This window comes from Leifsonia sp. 71-9 (assembly GCF_001898805.1).
Taxonomy (GTDB): Bacteria; Actinomycetota; Actinomycetes; order Actinomycetales; family Microbacteriaceae; genus Leifsonia.
Map to the genome: position 1 here is coordinate 7,373 of NZ_MKVJ01000020.1, position 19,823 is coordinate 27,195.

Annotated in this window: 17 protein-coding genes; 9 read left to right on the forward strand and 8 right to left on the reverse strand. The window is 71.7% G+C overall.

Annotated features, from left to right (window positions below):
- Together BGO91_RS14945 and BGO91_RS14950 are read left to right on the forward strand one after the other, a co-directional pair.
- A partial coding sequence (locus BGO91_RS14945; protein WP_290473525.1) for an adenosylhomocysteinase occupies positions 1 to 1,002 on the forward strand: 1,002 nt, incomplete at its 5' end.
- The gene (locus BGO91_RS14950; RefSeq protein ID WP_290473526.1) at positions 1,002 to 1,550 is read left to right on the forward strand and encodes a GNAT family N-acetyltransferase; all 549 of its coding nucleotides are present in this window, start codon (positions 1,002 to 1,004) and stop codon (positions 1,548 to 1,550) included. The genes BGO91_RS14945 and BGO91_RS14950, both read left to right, overlap by 1 nt.
- A 5-nt stretch (positions 1,551 to 1,555) precedes the next feature.
- Here BGO91_RS14950 and BGO91_RS14955 read toward each other — a convergent pair whose 3' ends face one another.
- Both BGO91_RS14955 and BGO91_RS14960 read right to left on the reverse strand, forming a co-directional pair.
- On the reverse strand, positions 1,556 to 2,470 hold the full coding sequence (locus BGO91_RS14955; RefSeq protein ID WP_290473527.1) for a cyclase family protein: 915 nt from the start codon (positions 2,468 to 2,470) through the stop codon (positions 1,556 to 1,558).
- A 7-nt stretch (positions 2,471 to 2,477) separates the two neighbouring features.
- Positions 2,478 to 3,317: an RDD family protein gene (locus tag BGO91_RS14960; RefSeq protein WP_290473528.1), complete on the reverse strand. Its 840-nt coding sequence runs from the start codon at positions 3,315 to 3,317 to the stop codon at positions 2,478 to 2,480.
- Between the two features lie 17 nt (positions 3,318 to 3,334).
- Between BGO91_RS14960 and BGO91_RS14965 the strand changes: the two genes are divergently transcribed.
- Complete coding sequence (locus BGO91_RS14965) at positions 3,335 to 4,330, forward strand: stage II sporulation protein M (protein WP_290473529.1); 996 nt, start codon at positions 3,335 to 3,337, stop codon at positions 4,328 to 4,330.
- 7 nt (positions 4,331 to 4,337) lie between these two features.
- On the opposite strand, the gene BGO91_RS14970 is transcribed toward BGO91_RS14965, so the two are convergent.
- The 5 genes from BGO91_RS14970 to BGO91_RS14990 are packed head-to-tail and all read right to left on the reverse strand — an operon-like array spanning position 4,338 to position 10,005.
- Positions 4,338 to 5,669: a DUF58 domain-containing protein gene (locus BGO91_RS14970; protein ID WP_290473530.1), complete on the reverse strand. Its 1,332-nt coding sequence runs from the start codon at positions 5,667 to 5,669 to the stop codon at positions 4,338 to 4,340.
- Positions 5,670 to 5,676: 7 nt separating this feature from the next.
- Entirely contained in the window at positions 5,677 to 6,675 is a 999-nt protein-coding gene (locus BGO91_RS14975) for a MoxR family ATPase (protein ID WP_290473531.1), read from the reverse strand.
- On the reverse strand, positions 6,672 to 7,943 hold the full coding sequence (locus tag BGO91_RS14980; protein WP_290473532.1) for a DUF4350 domain-containing protein: 1,272 nt from the start codon (positions 7,941 to 7,943) through the stop codon (positions 6,672 to 6,674). Before BGO91_RS14980 ends, BGO91_RS14975 begins: the two co-directional genes overlap by 4 nt.
- Positions 7,940 to 8,578, reverse strand: a complete 639-nt coding sequence (locus tag BGO91_RS14985; protein WP_290473533.1) for a DUF4129 domain-containing protein — start codon at positions 8,576 to 8,578, stop codon at positions 7,940 to 7,942. Before BGO91_RS14985 ends, BGO91_RS14980 begins: the two co-directional genes overlap by 4 nt.
- A gap of 5 nt (positions 8,579 to 8,583) precedes the next feature.
- Entirely contained in the window at positions 8,584 to 10,005 is a 1,422-nt protein-coding gene (locus BGO91_RS14990) for a hypothetical protein (RefSeq protein ID WP_290473534.1), read from the reverse strand.
- Between the two features lie 215 nt (positions 10,006 to 10,220).
- Here BGO91_RS14990 and mtrA point away from each other — a divergent pair, with 215 nt between their 5' ends.
- From mtrA to secA, 6 genes are all read left to right on the forward strand, one after another.
- On the forward strand, positions 10,221 to 10,904 hold the full coding sequence (gene mtrA, locus BGO91_RS14995; protein ID WP_290473535.1) for an MtrAB system response regulator MtrA: 684 nt from the start codon (positions 10,221 to 10,223) through the stop codon (positions 10,902 to 10,904).
- 16 nt (positions 10,905 to 10,920) lie between these two features.
- Positions 10,921 to 12,573 (forward strand): MtrAB system histidine kinase MtrB, encoded by a 1,653-nt coding sequence (gene mtrB / locus BGO91_RS15000; RefSeq protein WP_290473536.1) that lies wholly within the window; start codon positions 10,921 to 10,923, stop codon positions 12,571 to 12,573.
- Positions 12,570 to 14,264: a GerMN domain-containing protein gene (locus BGO91_RS15005; RefSeq protein ID WP_290473537.1), complete on the forward strand. Its 1,695-nt coding sequence runs from the start codon at positions 12,570 to 12,572 to the stop codon at positions 14,262 to 14,264. Before mtrB ends, BGO91_RS15005 begins: the two co-directional genes overlap by 4 nt.
- A gap of 91 nt (positions 14,265 to 14,355) precedes the next feature.
- Entirely contained in the window at positions 14,356 to 15,072 is a 717-nt protein-coding gene (locus BGO91_RS15010) for a ComF family protein (protein WP_290473538.1), read from the forward strand.
- A 110-nt stretch (positions 15,073 to 15,182) separates the two neighbouring features.
- Positions 15,183 to 15,884, forward strand: a complete 702-nt coding sequence (raiA, locus tag BGO91_RS15015; RefSeq protein ID WP_290473539.1) for a ribosome-associated translation inhibitor RaiA — start codon at positions 15,183 to 15,185, stop codon at positions 15,882 to 15,884.
- A 218-nt stretch (positions 15,885 to 16,102) separates the two neighbouring features.
- A complete protein-coding gene (gene secA / locus BGO91_RS15020; protein ID WP_290473540.1) occupies positions 16,103 to 18,910 on the forward strand; it encodes a preprotein translocase subunit SecA in 2,808 nt (935 codons plus the stop codon).
- A gap of 61 nt (positions 18,911 to 18,971) precedes the next feature.
- On the opposite strand, the gene BGO91_RS15025 is transcribed toward secA, so the two are convergent.
- Entirely contained in the window at positions 18,972 to 19,577 is a 606-nt protein-coding gene (locus BGO91_RS15025; protein ID WP_290473541.1) for an Rv3235 family protein, read from the reverse strand.
- Positions 19,578 to 19,823 lie beyond the last annotated feature (246 nt).

Here is a 19,823-nt window from a genome sequence, read left to right on the forward strand (position 1 = left end):
CTCGTCCACAAGGGCCGCGAGTTCGAGGCGGCCGGCGCCGTCACGGCCGAGTCCGAGGGCGACAGCCACGAGTACCGCGTCATCCTGTCCGTCCTGCGCGAGTCGCTGGCCGCGTCGCCGGACCGCTGGACCCGCGTCGCCGAGGGCATCATCGGCGTCACGGAGGAGACCACCACCGGCGTCCACCGCCTCTACGAGCTCGCCAAGACCGGCGACCTGCTCTTCCCGGCGATCAACGTGAACGACTCGGTCACCAAGAGCAAGTTCGACAACAAGTACGGCATCCGCCACTCCCTCCCGGACGGCCTCAACCGCGCCACCGACGTGCTGATGGGCGGCAAGGTCGCCTTCGTCGCCGGCTACGGCGACGTGGGCAAGGGCGCCGCCGAGGCGCTCCGCGGCCAGGGCGCGCGCGTGATCGTCAGCGAGGTCGACCCGATCAACGCGCTGCAGGCGGCCATGGACGGGTTCCAGGTCGCACGACTGGAGTCGGTGATCGACCAGGTCGACATCCTCGTCACCGGTACGGGCAACCTGAACGTCGTCACCCTCGACCACCTGCTGGGCCTCAAGCACCTCGCGGTCGTGGCGAACGTCGGGCACTTCGACAACGAGATCGACATGGCGTCGCTCGAGGCGCTGCCGGGCGCGGAGAAGATCGAGATCAAGCCGCAGGTGCACGAGTGGCGCCTGCCGACCGGCCGCAGCATCCTGGTGCTGTCCGAGGGCCGACTGATGAACCTGGGCAACGCCACCGGCCACCCGAGCTTCGTCATGAGCAACTCCTTCGCCAACCAGGTGCTCGCCCAGCTGGAGCTGTTCGTCTCGAGCGAGAACTACCCCGTCGGCGTCTACGTGCTGCCGAAGCACCTCGACGAGAAGGTGGCGCGCCTCCACCTCGACGCGCTGGGCGTCGAGCTGACCGTCCTGACCGAGGAGCAGGCCGCCTACATCGGCGTGCCGGTGGACGGCCCCTACAAGGTCGACCACTACCGCTACTGATGACACTCGAATTCACCGACCGCGAGCTGCCCGGCGGCCTGACCCTGCGCGTGCGCACGGAGCAGGACGCCGCGGCCCTCGCGGCCGCATACGTCCGCAACCGCGGCCACCTGGCGCCGTGGGATCCGACCCGCACCGAGGAGTTCTTCACGGAGGAGGGGCAGCTCGCCCGAACGCGTGAGCTGCTCGCCCTGCGGGACCTCGACTCCGGCCTCCCGCTCGTCCTCGTGGACGGCGACGAGATCGCCGGGGGCATCGACCTCAGCAACATCGTCCGCGGCGCCTTCCAGAGCGCCATGGTGGGCTACTGGCTCGACCGGGCGCACACGGGCAAGGGGCTCGCCTCGACGGCGCTCACCGCCGTGCTGGACGCCGCCCGCGGGTTCGGCCTGCACCGGGTGCAGGCGGCGACACTGCTCGCCAACCACGCGTCGCAGTCCGTGCTGACGCGCGCCGGATTCGAGCGCATCGGCGTCGCGCCCGACTACCTGCAGATCGCCGGACGCTGGCAGGACCACGTGCTCTTCCAGCGCATCCTGCACGACTGAGGCGGTCAGACCTCCGCGAACGCGCGGACGGGGAACGTCCCGAACCCCTCGACGGCGGGCGGCGCGGCGGTGAAACGCGCGCCGCGTGCCGGGAGCTCGCCGAGGCGGGTGAGGTGCTCGACCACGTGCACCCCCTCGGCGAGGAGCAGCGAGTGGACCGGGCGGGAGCCCCCGCTCTCGGTGTCGTCGATGTTGAGCGAATCGATGCCGACCAGCGCGGCGCCCTGCTCGGCGAGGTAGGCCGCTGCCTCCTCGGTCAGGTACGGAGCGCCGCTCGCGTACGCGGGCGTGCCGAAGTGCGCATCCCACCCGGTGTGCACCAGGACGGCCGCTCCCGCGACGTCGCGGTCGAAGAAGACTTCGGCGGGAACGCCGCGGTCGGTCGCGTCGTCGACGTGCACGACCTCGGCCCGGAGGCCGACGAGCGTCGAGAGATCGAGCGACGCCAGATCGCCGCCGTCCGCGTAGCGGTGGTAGGGGCTGTCCAGGTAGGTGCCGGTGTTCCCGATCATGGTGATCACATCCATGGCGAACTCCGTCCCGGGCGCGTATCGCGCGCGGGAGTCCTCGCGGGTGAGGTGCGGCGTGATCACCGGCGCCGGGAGTCCGGGATAGGTGACCAGCCCGGCGCGGATGGGGTGGCTGAGATCGACGACTCTGCGGGCGGCGGGAGCGGCCGGCGTCTCGATGCCGCGACTCCCGCGGTGCTGCTCCGCGACGATGCTCAGGCCGGTCAGCTGGACGCTGCTCACCAGCGCCAGCCCGAGGTGCTGGACGAACAGCCGCGCGACGTCGTCCTCGGTGAGCTCGGCCGAGGGCAGGTCGAGCCGGAACCCCTCCGCACGGAGTCCGCCCCCGTTGGCGAAGGAGACGGTCGCGTCGAAGTGCGCGCGGTACTCGGCGGGTGCGGTCTCGGTCACGGTGCTCCTAGCGGTCGGGGAAGGCGTGCGGGAGTCCCTCCAGGACGGGAGAGAGACGGTCCAGGCGCTCCTGCTCGAGGGCGAGCCCCCGTGCATCGCGCTGACGGCGCAGCAGCGCCACCCCGACGAGGAACGTCTCCGCGTCCACATCCGGAAGGGGCGACACGAACGCCGACGTCTCCCGGGCGAGCTCGGTGCTCAGGCCGTAGCGGGCGGCCGGCGTGAGCTGCGGCGCCTGGCGCACGAACTGTGCGATCCGACGTGAGAGCCGGTCGGGGAGGCGGCCCACGTCGGCCGTCGTCGCCCAGCCGGCGAGTGCGGGCGAGAGGTAGAGGTCGAGGGGTCGCGGTGCGGGGACGCGCACGAGCTGGCTGTACGTCCCGGCGAGCAGATCGCCCAGCCGCTTGGACCGCGCGTTGAGCAGGCCGACCAGGGCCGCGATGCCGCCGACGGTCAGGAAGATCTCCAGGACGCCGGTCAAGGCCCGGATGAACGCGTGACGGAACCCGATCGCGCCGCCGTCGTCGCGCACGATGCGCGCTCCGACGGCCAGCTTGCCGAGCGAGCGGCCGCGCGAGGCGAGCTCGACGGTCAGCGGCAGCACGACGGTCCCGAGGACCAGGATCAGGACGACCAGGGCCTGCACCAGCGCGGCGTCCAGGCCGCCGCCGGTCGCGACGAGCAGCAGCACGCAGCCCAGCATGACGAGCACGTAGACGACCCAGTCGATGAACGTGCCGGCGGCACGCAGGATGTAGCTGGCCGGCTTGACGTCGAGGGTGACGGCCTCGCCGGTCACCAGTTCGCGCTCGACCGGCCCCGGGAACGCGTCCGCCGCTGCCGTCATGGCTATCATTCAAGCAGATGGATCTCGACGCATACACCGCAGCGCGCAGCGCCGACTGGGACCGGCTGGCCCAGCTGGCGAAGAAGGGGCGCCTGGACGGCCACGACGCGGATGAGCTCATCGATCTGTACCAGTCCGGCGCGGCCGATCTGTCGGCCATCCAGACGAGTGCGGGCTCGACCGCCGTGGGCGATCGGCTCTCGCTGACCCTCAGCACCGCGCGGCTGCGCTTCACCGGCGCGAGCGCCAACCTGTTCTCGCAGATCCCGCGCTTCTTCGCCCTCGAACTGCCCGCAGCGCTCTACCGCATCCGCTGGATCGCCGTCGCCGTCGCCGCCGTCACCATCGTCATCGGGACGCTGTACGCGCTGTGGATCACCGGCAACCCGGACGTGCTGCGCAACCTCGGCAGCGATGCGAACCTGCGCCAGTACGTCGACCACACCTTCATCGACTACTACTCGAACAACCCCGCGTCGTCTTTCGCGGGCCAGGTGTGGACGAACAACGCCTGGATCGCCGCCCAGTGCATCGCCTTCGGGATCACGGGCCTCTGGGTTCCGTACGTCATCGTCCAGAACGCGGTCGGCGTCGGGACGGCTGCGGGCGTCATGTTCGCCTACGGCCGCGGGGACGTGATGTTCTCCTACATCCTCCCGCACGGTCTCCTGGAGCTCACGAGCGTCTTCGTCGCCGCAGCGGCCGGCCTCCGCATCTTCTGGGCGTGGATCGCCCCCGGTGCCCGGACCCGGGCGCAGGCGCTCGCTGAAGACGGTCGCGCCCTGTTCACGGTCGCCGTGGGCTGCGCGATCAGCCTGTTCGTCTCCGGCCTGATCGAGGGTTTCGTGACGCCCTCGTCGCTGCCGGTGTGGGCGAAGATCGCGATCGGTGCACTCGCGCTCGCCGCCTTCCTCTTCTACATGATCGTCGTCGGGCGCCGAGCCGTGCGCCTGGGCGAGACGGGGGACCTCGGCGAGTTCGACGCGGGAGCGCGCCGCATCGTCGCGGGCTGACCGGCGTCTACAGCCGTCCGGCCGCCTTGAGCGCCAGGTAGCGGTCGGAGAGCGCCGGAGGCAGGTCCTCGGGCGAGCCCGTCACGACGTCGCCCCCGAGCCGCTGGACGGCCGCCGTCACCCGGCTGATGTCGAGCAGCGAGCGCTCGGCCGCTGCAGCGCGGTACACGTCCGTGCGGTCGGCGCGCTCCCGGGTGGCCAGCAAGGTGTCCGGATCGGTGACGCTCGCCACGACGACGATGTGCTTGCGGGTCAGCTGGGGCAGCACCGCCAGCAGTCCGCGGGATCCGCCGGGGGCGTCGAGCGAGGTCACGAGCACGACGAGCGAGCGCTGGCTCGTCATCGCGGCCACCTGCCCGGGCACCGCGGACCAGTCCATCTCGATGAGCGCCGGGTCGATGGTGGCCATGACGTCGACCATCCGCGAGAGCAGCTCGGGGCCGTTCGCCCCGTGCACCCGTCCCCGCACCACGCGGTCGTAGGCGAGGAAGTCGACGCGATCGCCCGCGCGCGTGGCGAGGGCGGCGAGCAGGAGGGATGCCTCGAACGCCGTGTCGATCCGCGGCTCGTCGGCGATCCGGGCGGCGGAGGTGCGGGCCGTGTCGACCACGACGACCACGCGGCGGTCGCGCTCGGGGCGCCAGGTGCGCACCATGACGCGCGCTCCGCTGCCGCCGGTCGGGTCGTGCCGCCGGGCCGTCGCGCGCCAGTCGATGGAGCGGACGTCGTCCCCGCGCACGTACTCGCGGAGTGAGTCGAACTCGGTGCCCTGTCCGCGCAGGAGCACGCTCGTGGTGCCGTCGAGCTCACGCAGCCGCGCCAGCCGGGAAGGCAGATGCTTGCGGGACGAGAACGGCGGGAGCACGCGGATGCGGCCGGGTGCGGCGAGCGTGGCCTGCCGGGCCCAGAGATGCAGGGGGCCCCAGGCCCGCACGGTGACCTGGGTCACCCGGCGCTCTCCGCGCCGCCACGGCCGCAGCGCGACCGTGAGGCGCCGGCGCTCGCCCGGGGGGAGGTGGAGGGCCTGGCGGGACGTCGAGGCACCCGCCGAAGGCTCCCAGGCGTCGCGCAGCGTGCCGCGGATGGTGCGCCGGCCGGTGTTGGTCACGAGCAGCTCGGACACCGTCTCGGCGCCGAGGCGCACGCGATCCGGCAGGGAGCGTTCGAGGACGACCCGGCGCGGCGAGGCGGCGACGGCGAGGTCGACGACGCCCAGCACGAGGCAGAGCGCGACCCAGCCGCCGAGGGCGGCATAGGCGAGCGGGGCCTCCCCGCCCAGCAGCACGACGGGGACGACGCCGAGCGCGAGCAGGGCGACGAAGCGTCCGGATACGGTCATGGCGGGCCTAGATCGGAACCTGGACCTGCTGGACGATCGAGCGCAGGATCGCGTCGGCGCCCACTCCCTCGAGCTCCGCCTCCGGCCGCAGCTGGATGCGGTGCCGCCAGACCGGGACGAGCATCGCCTGCACGTGGTCGGGCGTGATCGACTCGTAGCCGGACAGCCACGCCCAGGCCTTGGCCGCGGCGAGGAGCGCGGTGGTGCCGCGCGGGCTCACGCCCAGGCGGACCGACGGACTCCGGCGGGTGGCGCGGGCGAGGTCCACGATGTAGCCGAGCACATCGGGGTTCGCCCCGACGGCAGCCGCCGATTCGCGCGCGGCCTGCAGTTCGGCGGCCGTCAGGACCGGGGTGACGCCCGCGGCGACGAGATCGCGCGGGTTGAAGCCCGCGGCGTGACGTCGCAGCACCTCCACTTCGGTCTCGCGCTCGGGCACGTCGAGCGTGAGCTTGAGCAGGAAACGGTCCAGCTGGGCCTCGGGCAGCGTGTAGGTGCCCTCGTACTCGATCGGGTTCTGGGTCGCTGCGACGATGAACGGGTCGGGCAGGCGGCGGCTCACGCCGTCGACGCTCACCTGACGCTCCTCCATCGCCTCCAGCAGCGCGGACTGCGTCTTGGGAGGGGTGCGGTTGATCTCGTCCGCCAGCAGGATGTTCGTGAAGACCGGTCCTTCGCGGAAGACGAACCCGCCGGTCTGCGCGTCGTAGACCAGCGAACCGGTCACGTCGCCCGGCATGAGGTCGGGGGTGAACTGCACGCGCTTGGTGTCGAGGCTGAGAGCCTGGCTGAGCGAGCGCACCAGAAGGGTCTTGGCGACACCGGGCACACCCTCCAGCAGGACGTGCCCGCGGGCGAGCAGCGCGATGATCAGCCCGGTGACGGCTCCGTCCTGTCCGACGACGGCCTTGCCGACCTCGGCGCGCACGCGGGCGAGCGTCTGGCGCAGGGCGGCGGCGTCCGCGGGTGCGGGATGTGCGGGGGCTCCGGTCGTGACGTCGGTCATGGCTCCATTCTTCCGGTCGGGCCCGCATCGGCGGGGGAGACGGCGGCAGCGGCGGCTCGTTCGAGCTCCGCGAGGTGGTCGGAGAGGGCGACGAGGTCGCCGTCGGTGCGGGGGATGTCGTCGACCAGCAGCCCGCGGATCTGCTGGCGGTCCCGGCCGACGAGGGCCGCGATCGCGTCGGCGACCTCGGTGGTGGTCGCGGTCCGGGGGAGGCCGGCGACGGCGGCGAGCCGGCCGACGGTGCCGATGCGGAGGGAATCGGCGGCGCGCAGGCGCGCGGAGGACCGCTGGTAGAGCCGGGCCCGCCCCTCCCGCGTCTCGCCGGCGCGGACGACGACGGGGAGGTTCTCGACGACGAGCGGTCCGAACCTCCGGCCGCGCCAGACGGCCGCGGCGACGAAGACCAGGACGAGCAGGAGCAGCACGGGCGTCACCCAGCCCGGGGTGAGCGCGGCGATGTCGGGCGGCCCCGTCACCGGGCGGTCGTCCAGACCGGGCAGATACCAGACCAGCGTGCGGTGCTGGCCGAGGAGGGTGAGGCCGAGGGCGGCGTTGCCCTCGCGATCCACCCCGTCGTTCATCAGCAGCGGGGCCGAGCCGACGAGGTAGACGGTGGTCCCCGTGAAGGTCGTGCGCACGAGGGAGGCCGCACCGGACGCGTCGGCGAAGCACGCGGCGCCGTCGTCCTGGAGCCGGAACGTTCCCGGCACCGTCGACCCGGCGGTGTTGGCGGTGGCGCGGGGGTCGATCCGCTCGGCGCGCTGCGCGGCGGCCACTCCGCATCCGGCGTCCGCCGGTCCGGTCGGCTCGCCGCTCGCCCGTGCACCCGGCGCCACTTCGCGGAGGGTCTGGAACGAGGGCTCCACGATGACAATGGTCTTTGCGAGCTGCGCGAGCTCGCGGTAGGCGGACGCCTCGAGGTTGCCGGCGTCGTCGAAGACGAGGACCGTCGCGTCCCCGCCGGCGGTGTCCGTGCGGACCTGTTCCAGGGAGGTGGCGCTCCGGACGTCGACTCCTCGCGCGCCGAGCACCTGGGCGAGCGCCTTGCCGCCGGTGGGCGCCGCACTGCCCGGATCGAGCGGGGCGCCGGAGTGCGAACGGCCGCCCGTGAGGAGGATGCCCGCCAGCGCGACGACCACCGCGATCGCGCCCAGCACGACCCACGGCAGCGCTCGCCTGCCCGTCTGCCGCACCGTGGGCGAGACGGAGGTGGCCTCGACGGGAGCGGAGGTCTCCGTCGGGCGGTCGGGCGTACGGGTCGTCGTCATGACACCGCCACCGGCAGCGCGGGGCGGGCCTGCTGCAACCGCTGGTCGAGAGCGACGAGCTGCTGATAGGCCGCGGCCGTGCCGGGCCGGTCGAGGTAGCGCACGGCGTCGAACGACCGCGCGGCCTCCGTCAGCTGCTCCCGTTCCGCCGGGAGGACGGCGGCGGCCGTCGCGGCGAAGTGGGTCGCCGTGGTCCCCGGCGTCACCGCGACGAGGGTGCGCTCATCCAGACCGACCGCGATCGCCCGGAACTGCTCCTCGATCGCGAGCACCCAGTCCCCGCCCGAGGCGGCCTCCTGCGCCGACTGCCGCAGCTCGTGCGCGGAGCGCACGTCGTCTGCGCCGAAGAGCGGTCGCCGGTCGAGGGAGGAGCGCCGGTTGATGCGCGGTCGGCCGAAGATGACGAAGGCGGCGACGATCAGAGCCGCGATCACCAGGACGACCACCAGGAGCAGGACGGGTCCCGCGTCACCGGTCGGGCCCTGCAGGAGCGAGTTGATCCAGTCGGAGACCGCCTTCGAGGCGAGGTCGAACCAGGTCGGCTTGGCGGCCTGGTACTCGGGCCTGGCCAGCTCCTCCCTGATCCACTCCTGGGCCTGCGGGGAGGACGGATCGACGGGGATGTCGAAGCGCACGGGCCTCAGCTACCCGGCCAGGGTGGCGTCGTCGGGGCCGCGGCGGGCGCCGCGGGTGCGGGCACCACGTACGGGTCGGGGAGTTCTTGACCCGCTTGGCGCGCTTCCACGAATCGGACGAGCTGCAGGTCGAGCCCTTCCTTCCGCATCCGCAGGTCGAGGTAGAGCAGGGAGACCGCGGCGGTCTCCACGACGCTCCCGATCGCTCCGACGACGGCGCCGACGACGCTCGCCAGCGCGCTGACGCCGAGCTGGCCGACGATGACCTGGGTGAAGGAGGACGCGTCGTCGGTGCTCAGCGAGGTGGGGGCGAAGATGCCGCCCAGCATGCCGCCGATGAGGCTGAAGGGTGTCGCCACGATCTGGGTGACCATGTAGATGATCACTCCGATCAGGGCGATCAGGCCGAACGACTTCCAGAAGTAGCCGTTCGTGAGCCGCCAGGACCGGGCGACGGCCTCGCCGATCCGGAGCCGCTCGAGAACGATGGCGCTCGGCACCAGTGCGATCTTGGTGTTGATCCAGATCGCCAGGGCGACCAGGCCGAAGCCGCCGAGGATGCCGACGGCGACGGCTCCGACGACGCCCGCCCCTCCACCGAGGGCCGCCAGAGCGAAGACGACGGCGACCACGAGGGCGATCGCCACGAACCAGGCGAACGACACGAGGAAGGTCCAGCCGATCAGCGCACCGATCCGGCCGCGCACGAGCTGCCAGAGCGACCGGAACGTCAGCTTCTCGCCGAGCGTCTCGCGCGCCACCTCTCCGACGACGACGCCCTGCAGGAGGGCGCCGGAGATCGCGGAGACGACGAGCGAGAGCAGGCCGAGCACGACGGTGCCGCCGATGGCGCCCGCGAGCAGGGTGTTCCGGTCGGACGCGTCGGAGTTGACCACGCGCTCGAGGAGGAAGTAGACGGCGCCGGCGAGGACGACGGAGACCAGGATGGTCGGGATGCCCTGCAGCAGCAGCGCCGCTCCGACGGTGATCTTGGGGTTGCGGCGCAGCGCCTGGAAGGGGGCGCCGATCAGTGTCCCGAACGACAGCGGGCGCAACGGGATCAGTCCCGGCTTGGGCGGCGGCGCCCAGCCCGGCTGCTGACCGTATGGGCCGTACTGGCCGCCGGCCTGCTGCCACCCGGGCTGCTGCTGCCACGCGGGGGGCTGCTGGCCGTAGCCGGGCTGCTGTCCGTAGCCGGGCTGCTGTCCGTAGCCGGGCTGCTGTCCGTAGGCCGGAGGCTGCTGTCCATAGCCGGGCTGCTGTCCGTACGCCGGAGGCTGCTGCCCGGCCGGCTGCTGACCGTATCCCGGCGCGTACTCGCCGTAACGCGGCTGCTGCTGCCCCTCCGGCGCGCCCGGAGGCGTGCCGCCCTCCGGCGCCGTCCCCCCGGCTGCCTGCGGTGTCTGACCGATCTGCTCGTCGCTCACGCCGTGCCCTCTCATCCCCGCCCGTCGTGCGTTGCTCCCATGCTGGCACATCCGTCGCCGCCGCACTGCCCCGTCCACAGGGGGCGGGAGGCTCGCTCCTTCTCCACAGCGATCGTGCGGACGCCTTCCACGGCTCGACCAGGGGACTCGACTACAGTTGTGCCGTTGCATCCGCGGCCGCCGGCCGCCCGAGAGGGGTTCAGGGAACTTCGCACATGACTAGTCGCATCCTGGTGGTCGACGACGACACCGCCCTCGCCGAGATGATCGGCATCGTGCTGCGCACGGAAGGGTTCGACCCGGTGTTCTGCGAGGACGGCGCACAGGCCGTGGAGACGTTCCACGCCGCCAAGCCCGACCTCGTGCTCCTCGACCTCATGCTGCCCGGTCTCGACGGCATCGAGGTGTGCAGCAGGATCCGCGCCGAGTCGGGGACCCCGATCATCATGCTGACGGCGAAGTCCGACACGGCCGATGTGGTCAAGGGGCTCGAGTCGGGTGCGGACGACTACATGGTGAAGCCGTTCAACCCGAAGGAGCTGGTGGCGCGCATCCGCACCCGTCTGCGCCCGGCCGCCACCACGCCGCCCAGCGAGCAGCTCCGGATCGGCGACCTCGTCGTCGACGTCGCCGGGCACGAGGTGCGCCGCGGCGAGCAGCGCATCGCCCTCACCCCGCTCGAGTTCGACCTCCTCCTGGCCCTGGCCTCCAAGCCGCAGCAGGTGTTCACCCGCGAGATGCTGCTGGAACAGGTCTGGGGATACCACTACAAGGCCGACACGCGTCTCGTGAACGTGCACGTGCAGCGGTTGCGCGCCAAGGTCGAGAAGGACCCGGACAACCCGAAGATCGTCATGACCGTGCGCGGCGTCGGCTACCGCGCCGGCGCGGCGACGTAGCGCGGAGCCGGTCGCGATGCGGTTCCGATGGCCGGACAGGGAGTGGTGGCGGCAGGCGCCGTCGCGCCTCTCCCGGCAATGGCGCCGGTCGCTCCAGCTGCGCACCGTCGCGATCACCCTGGCGCTGACCGGCGTGGCCATCCTGGTAACCGGGATCTACATGGCCCTCAGCATCTCGAACGACCTCTACCAGTCGCGGCTCGACCAGGCGCTGCGCGATTCCAGCCGCGCCACGACCGCCGCCCAGACGACGATGAACGCGTCGGACGTGTCGTCGGCGGACGGCGGACGCAACCTCCTGAACTCGGCGCTGCAGTCGGTGCAGACGTCGACCTCGAGCCGCCTCGTCGCGGCCTACCGGGTCCCGGGGCAGGACACCAGCGTCCTCGCCCCTCCCGACCGGGGGAGCCCGGCGTTGAACTCGGTCATCTCGGAGTCGCTCCGGGCGAAGGTCCAGGGCGGCGGGACCCAGCAGTTCTACCAGTCCGTCGCGCTGCCGGGAGCCTCGGGCGCGACCGATCCGGGCATCGTCGTCGGCACGCAGCTCACCCTTCCGTCGTACGGGCGCTACGAGCTCTACATCGGCTACAACCTGCGGGATTCGGAGAACACCCTCCTCTTCATCCAGAACACGCTCCTGCTCGCCGGGCTCGCCCTGATCGTCCTGATCGGCGCGATCACCTGGGTCATCGTGCGGTTCGTCGTGGAACCGATCCGCGTCGCCGCACGCACGAGCGAGCGGCTCGCCGCCGGCGATCTCGCGGTGCGCATCCCGGAGCGGGGGGAGGACGTCTTCGCCACCCTCGCGCGCTCCTTCAACGGGATGGCGGACAGCCTGCAGAGTCAGATCAACCAGCTGGCGACGCTCTCGCAGCTGCAGCAGCGCTTCGTCTCCGACGTCTCCCACGAGCTGAGGACGCCGCTGACCACGATCCGGCTCGCGGGCGACGTCATCTACGATCAGCGCGCGACCTTCCCGCCCGCGACGGAGCGCACGGCCGAGCTGCTGCACACGCAGGTGGAGCGGTTCGACCGGCTGCTCTCCGACCTCCTGGAGATCAGCCGCTACGACGCGGGGTCCGTCGTGCTCGACCCCGAGCCCACCAATCTCGTCCGGCTCGCCGAAGACGTGATCGACGAGCTCCGCGCGCTCTCCGAGCAGAACGGCTCGCCGCTGACCCTCGACGCCCCCGGAGGTTACTTCGACGTCGGGATGGATCCGCGGCGCATCCGCCGGGTCGTGCGCAACCTCATCGGGAACGCGATCGAGCACGGCGAAGGCCGGCCCGTCGTCGTCACCGTCGACAGCAACGAGACGGCCGTCGCGCTCACCGTCCGCGACTACGGCATCGGGATGAGCCACCAGGACGTCAACCACGTCTTCGACCGGTTCTGGCGCGCCGACCCCTCGCGCAAGCGGACGCTCGGCGGGACCGGCCTCGGGCTGGCCATCTCCCTGGAGGACGCGACCCTGCACTCCGGGTGGCTGCAGGTCTGGTCGATGCCCGGCCAGGGGTCCTGCTTCCGGTTGACCCTGCCGCGCGTCCCCGGCCGCGAGATCGTCGCCTCGCCGCTGCCGCTGCCGCCGGCGGACGCGGGGGAGCTGCCGGACGGCCTGCCGACCGGGGACGCCGCCCTGCCCGCGACCGAGAGCGAGGCCCGCGCATGAGCCGCCGCCCGATCCGCGCGCTCGCCGCGGCCCTCGTCGTCGCGGTCGCCCTCGTGCTCTCCGCGTGCGCGAGCATCCCGGACGCCGGGCCGGTGCGCCCGGGCGGGACCGTCGCGCAGGTGGACGACCCGCTCGACCTCGACTTCAACCCCTCCAAACCCGAGAAGGGCGCCTCCCCGCAGCGGATCGTGCAGGGCTTCATCGACGCCGCCTCCAGCCCGAAGAACAATTTCCAGATCGCTCGCGAGTACCTCACCAGCGCGATGGCGGCGACCTGGAACCCGGACGAGTCGGTGACGGTCGACGACGGCCGCAACCGCACCTACGACCATGACGGCGACCAGTGGAGCGTCGAGGTCGACCCGGTCGCGAGCGTCGACTCCGTCGGCACCTACCACCCGGCGACGACCAAGGCGCCGATCGGTCTGCGCTACGAGCTCGTCAAGCAGGACGGGGAGTGGCGCATCGCCGTCGCCCCCAACGGCGTCGTCATCGACGATCCGACCTTCCGCGCGGTCTACACGCAGCAGACCCTGTACTTCTACAGCCCGGACTTCGGCTACCTCGTCCCCGACGCCCGGTGGTTCCCCGCCCGCGTCGCGACCTCGGCGACCCGGGTGGCGAGCGCCGTCCTCGCCGGCCCGGCGAAGTGGCTCGCGGGAGCGGTGAGCAGCGCGTTCCCCGACGGCACCCAGCTCGCCGTGCCGTCGGTGACGACGGCGGGCGGTGTCGCGCAGGTCGATCTCAGCTCCGAGGCCGGTCGCGCCGACACGGTGCAGCTCCAGCGCATGCAGCTGCAACTGGAGCAGAGTCTGGGCAGCCTGGCCCAGTCGGTGCAGCTGTCCATCGAGGGCAACGTGGAACAGATCTCCCCGCTCAGCTCGGGAGCTGCTCCCCAGCAGGATCCGCCCGTGGACTCGCATCCCATCGTCTACCGCGGAGACACGTTCGGGCTGCTCTCCGGCTCGAGCGTCGCCTCGCTGAGCGGGCTCGGCGACCGGGTCGTCGCGCTGCAGCCCACGGCGGTCGCGTTGGACGCCGCGCGCGATCAGGCCGCCGTGCTGTCCGCCGGCGGCGCCTACCTCGTCAGGCGCTCCGGGGACACGGTGCGGGTGGATGCCCGACCCGGCCTGATCGCGCCGACCATCGACAACAGCGGCTGGGTCCTGTCGGTCCCCGGGGACGCACCGGCCGCCGTGCAGGCGACCGGGTCGAACGGGGAGGCCCACGCGGTCGCCACCGACTGGCCGACGGCCGTCGGGATCCAGTCGATCGCGGTCTCCCGCGACGGCACGCGGATCGTCGCGCTGCTGCAGACCTCCACGGGCTACTCGCTCGTCGCGTCCGGGATCGTGCGGGGCTCGGGGGGAGTCCCGACCTCGCTCACCCAGCCCGTCGAGCTCGCGGTCGGGTCGGGCACGCCGCTCTCGGTCGCGTGGACGAGCGAGCTGAGCGCGGTGCTGCTCACCTCCACGAACGGCGACGCCACGAGCATCGTCGAGCAGACCATCGGCGGTGAGCAGACCGTCACGACCGGACCCGGCGGCGGCCGGACGATCGTCGGGGCCAACGGCCTCGCCCGGTACCTCGTCCTCACGTCGGAGGGGAGCCTCCAGGCGCCGACGGGCACCGGGTGGCAGGCCCAGGCCGACAAGGTGGGAGCGGTCGCCGTCCAGCTCGGGCAGCCGTAGCCGGTCCTCCACAGGGCGTCGCTGTGGGCGCGTCCTCCACAGATCCGGAGATCGTCGCCCCGAGGCCGCCCGGCGTCGCGAGGCTGGACGCATGACTTCACTCACCCTGATCCGTGAATCCGTCCGCGACGCCGCCGCCGTCCTGCTCCCGGTGCGATGCGCCGGGTGCGGCGAACCCGACCGGAGCCTCTGCTCCGCCTGCCGGCGCGCGCTCGCCCCGCGGGTCACGGCGGCGGCCGCCGGCGGCGTGCCGCTCTGGGCGGCGCTCGAATACTCCGGGGTGCCGCGGAAGGTCCTCCTCGCGTTCAAGGAATCGGGGCGGGTCGATGCCGCGCCTGCGCTCGGCCGCGCACTCCGGGCGGCGATCGTCGAGGCCCAGCGCGCGAGCCCGGCGCCGCTCGCCGGGCGGGCGGATGCGCTCCTGCCCGTGCTGATCCCGTCGACCGCCGCCGCGCGCCGGAGACGCGGGTTCCATCCGTCCAGGATGATGCTCGCCCGGGCCCGCATCCTCGTGCCTCCGCTCTGGCGGGCGCTGCGCCTCACCCGGCAGACGCAGGACCAGGCGGGGCTCTCCTCGGCGGGGCGCGCGGCGAACCGCGACGGCAGCCTGGAGGCGTCCCGGCGGCTCCGCGGTCGTCGCTGCCTGATCGTCGACGACATCGTGACGACCGGGGCGACAATCGCCGAGGCGGCGCGGGCCATCGAGGCCGTCGGAGGGGTCGTCGTGGGCGCGGCGGCGGTCGCGCGGACGCCACGCCGGGGTGCGCAGAACCTCCCAGAAGGATTCCGGATGCCTCCCAGCGAATAACATTCGTTTTCCGGTTCCCATACCCAGGGGGGAGCACTACGGTGGTCGAAAAGGCGCGAGGGTCGCCCACCGTGATCAGGGCGGCACCGCGTCGGATCAGGGAGGTCTCCATGGACATCAACATCATCGGACGCAACCTGGGAATCACTGATCGCTTCCGTGAATACGCGACCGAGAAGTCGGACAAGGTCGCGCATCTGGCAGAGCGGGCCATCTCCTTCGAGATCAAGGTCAGCCGCCACAACGAGAAGCTCGGTGGCCAGAACGGGAACGACCGGGTTGAGCTGACGCTCGTCGGACCGGGGGCGGTGGTGCGGTCGGAGGCGACCGGCACCGACAAATACGCGGCGTTCGATCTCGCGCTGGGAAAGCTCCTCGAACGCGTGCGCCGGGCCAAGGACCGCCGCAAGGTGCACCGCGGGCAGCATCGCCCGACCTCGCTGCGCGAAGCGAGCACGGACGGCTTCAGCGCCGTGGGGCTCGCGGCGGCGCCGGTGGCGGTGCTCGACCAGGTCAGGACCGGAAGCGTCCCGGTGGTGCAGGACGAGGAGACGAACGACGAGGCCGGCGAAGAGGAGTACTCGCCCGTCGTGATCCGCAAGAAGGTCTTCGCGTCGCTTCCGATGACCGTCGACGACGCCCTCTATTACATGGAACTCGTCGGGCACGACTTCTACCTGTTCGTCGACCAGGAGACCGAGCGGCCGAGCGTCGTCTACCGACGCAAGGGCTGGGACTACGGCGTGATCGCGCTGGACGACGACGCGGATGAGCTGCAGGAGGTGGCGACCGCCAGCCGCAAGCTCGGCTGACGGCAGCGAGCCGATGGCGTCCGCCCGGGCGGCGGCCGCCATCGGCGCTCACATCCCACGGATTCACCCTCCATTCGGCTGCCTTTCAGCTGACGCAGGAGGAACCGGGCGGCTGATCCCGTACGATGTCTCTAACGTCGGCGGTGCCAGCCGTTCGGCGTGCGTCCGACAGGGACGCGGGCACGATCGGCCCGACCGAACACAAGTGGAGTGCATCAGTGGCCTCAGTTCTGGAAAAGGTTCTCCGTCTCGGCGAGGGGCGCACCCTCCGCCGGCTCGAGGCGTACGCGAAAGCGGTCAACGCCCTCGAGGACGACTTCTCGGCTCTCACCGACGAAGAGCTCATGCACGAGACGGTGGAGCTCCGCGAGCGGTACAGCAACGGCGAGTCGCTCGACGACCTCCTCCCGGAGGCGTTCGCCGCCGTCCGCGAGGCGGCGAAGCGCACCCTCGGCATGCGGCACTTCGACGTGCAGCTCATGGGTGGGGCCGCGCTCCACCTCGGCAACATCGCCGAGATGAAGACCGGTGAGGGCAAGACCCTCGTCGCGACCACCGCCGCGTACCTCAACGCGATCGCCAGCCGCGGCGTCCACGTCATCACGGTCAACGACTACCTGGCCAGCTACCAGTCGGAGCTCATGGGCCGCGTGTTCCGCGCGCTCGGCATGACCACCGGCGTCATCCTCTCCGGTCAGACCCCGGAGGAGCGCCGCGAGCAGTACGCGGCCGACATCACCTACGGCACGAACAACGAGTTCGGCTTCGACTACCTGCGCGACAACATGGCCTGGCAGGCGCAGGACATGGTCCAGCGCGGCCACTACTTCGCGATCGTCGACGAGGTCGACTCGATCCTCATCGACGAGGCCAGGACCCCGCTCATCATCTCCGGACCGTCGTCCGGCGAGGCGAACCGCTGGTTCGTCGAGTTCGCCAACCTCGCCAAGCGCCTCACGGTGGGCGAGGACTTCGAGGTCGACGAGAAGAAGCGCACCATCGGCGTCCTCGAGCCCGGCATCGAGAAGGTCGAGGACTACCTCGGCATCGACAACCTCTACGAGTCGGCGAACACCCCTCTCATCTCGTTCCTGAACAACGCCATCAAGGCCAACGCGCTGTTCAAGCGCGACAAGGACTACGTGGTCATGAACGGCGAGGTGCTCATCGTCGACGAGCACACCGGCCGCATCCTGGTCGGCCGCCGCTACAACGAGGGCATCCACCAGGCGATCGAGGCGAAGGAGGGCGTGGAGGTCAAGGCCGAGAACCAGACCCTCGCCACCGTCACGCTGCAGAACTACTTCCGTCTCTACAAGAAGCTCTCCGGCATGACCGGTACGGCCGAGACCGAGGCCGCCGAGTTCATGAGCACCTACAAGCTCGGCGTGGTCCCGATCCCGACGAACAAGCCGATGCAGCGCATCGACCAGCCCGACCTCGTCTACAAGAACGAGCAGTCCAAGTTCGAGCAGGTCGTCGAAGACATCGCCGAGCGGCACGAGAAGGGCCAGCCCGTCCTCGTCGGCACGACGAGCGTCGAGAAGAGCGAGTACCTCTCGCGCGCACTCGCCAAGAAGGGCGTGCGCCACGAGGTCCTGAACGCCAAGAACCACGCGCGCGAGGCCGCGATCGTCGCCCAGGCCGGGCGTCTCGGCGCCGTCACCGTCGCGACCAACATGGCCGGCCGCGGTACGGACATCATGCTGGGCGGCAACGCGGAGTTCATCGCGGTCGCCGAGATGAACGCGCGCGGGCTTTCGCCGGTGGAGACGCCGGACGAGTACGAGGAGCAGTGGGACGAGGTCTTCTCGAGCGTCAAGGCGAAGGTCCAGGAGGAGGCCGACAAGGTCATCGACGCCGGCGGCCTGTACGTGCTCGGCACCGAGCGCCACGAGTCGCGCCGTATCGACAACCAGCTCCGCGGTCGTTCCGGCCGCCAGGGCGACCCGGGCGAGAGCCGGTTCTACCTCTCCCTGACGGACGACCTGATGCGCCTGTTCAACGCCGGCGCGGCCGAGAGCCTGATGGGCCGCTCCAGCGTGCCGGACGACATGGCGATCGAGTCCAAGGTCGTGAGCCGCGCCATCCGCAGCGCCCAGTCGCAGGTCGAGGCGCGCAACGCCGAGATCCGCAAGAACGTCCTGAAGTACGACGACGTCCTCAACCGCCAGCGCGAGGCCATCTACGGCGACCGCCGCCAGATCCTCGAGGGCGACGACCTGCACGAGCGCGTGCAGAAGTTCCTCACGGACGTGATCGACGACATCCTCGACCAGCACACGGGCGAGGGCAACGGAGACGACTGGGACTTCGACGCGCTGTGGGCGGAGCTCAAGACGCTCTACCCGATCGGCGTGAGCATCGACGAGGTCATCGCCGAGGCCGGCAACAAGGGCCGGATCAACCGCGAGTTCATGCGCCGCGAGATCCTCTCGGACGCCCGCATCGCCTACCAGCGTCGCGAGGAGTCGCTCGGGGAGCCCGCCATGCGCGAGCTCGAGCGCCGCGTCGTCCTGTCGGTCATCGACCGCCGCTGGCGCGAGCACCTCTACGAGATGGACTACCTCAAGGACGGCATCGGCCTGCGCGCCATGGCACAGCGCGACCCGCTGGTCGAATACCAGCGCGAGGGCTACGCCATGTTCCAGCAGATGATGGGCGCCATCCGGGAGGAGACCGTCGGCTTCCTGTTCAACCTGGAGGTCGAGGTCAACCAGGCTCCCGGCGAGGTCGAGTCGCCGTCCGTCGCCGCCAAGGGCCTCGCCCGCGGCGAGGGGGAGCAGGCCCTCAGCTACTCCGCGCCCGGCGAGGGCGGTGGCGTCGAGGTCCGCAACCAGCGCGGACAGATCGAGAAGGCCGCCACCGCGCGGGCCCAGCGCGCGCAGCAGCAGGCCGCCCCGCAGGCCGCGGCGCCGCAGCAGGCGGCGACCCAGCGCGGAGCGTTCGGCCAGGCCGTCCCGGCCGACGCCGACGAGGCGCCCGCCAACCGCGCGGAGCGTCGCGCGCAGTCCAAGAAGCGCTGACCCGAAAGGTCTCGCAGTACCGTATGGCGGCCCTCCGGGGCCGCCATACGGCGTTTGCGGGTCAGAGGACGCTGATCGCGGTCGCCCGCCAGCGAGCACGGTGACGTTCGAGCCGGAGGGCGATGGCCCGCGAGCGCGACGCCTGATGCACCATCACGACGGCTTCGACGACCCCCTCGGCCGGATGGGTGAGCAGCGGGGTGCCGATGGAGAACCTCGGTCGCATGGCCTCCTGGGCGGAGACGGCGCGCGAGCGCGCGGCGATCACCGTGCGCCGCAGCAGGTGGACGAAGACGGAGTCGGTGACCCACCGGCCGATCTGGTCGAGCGCCCGGGCGCCCGCCAGGATCTCGACGACGCACAGGGCGAGATTGGCGCACAGCAGCGCAGGGTCCTGGTCGAGCCTCGCCTGCTCGGCGTCCTCGTCGGCAGCGCTCTGCGCGGACGGAGCGGCCGGCCGTGAGCGGGCGGCGGCGGCCGGGCCGCCGGCGGCCCGACCGCGGGGCCGGTGGTTGACGGGGTGCGCCACGAACGACCGTCGGGCCGCCTCCGGTAGCGCGTCGTGCAGACGCCCTCGCTGGTCGTGCCACGTGGTCGTGGCCTCCTCCGCCGGGGTCGCGCGTCCGCGCGGGGCGAGTCGTTCGATCGTCGTCGCTCTCGTCGACATGGGTCTCCTTGTGCTGTGCTGGGTGTGGTGCTGCGTGCGCCGCGACGGCGATGGGGGACGCGGCGGAGACCGACCGCCCGCCGGACATGCTGCCGAGCCGGTGCCGATGCGCGCTGGAATGACTGTGCTCACGATGCCCCCTGATCTCCGTCACGGCCCCCCGGCCGTGGTTCGCACGACCTCACTCAAGCAGTGGCGGGCGGGGGAGTCCAGGGTGCCAACGCGCGTGTGGATAACCGGCGTCCG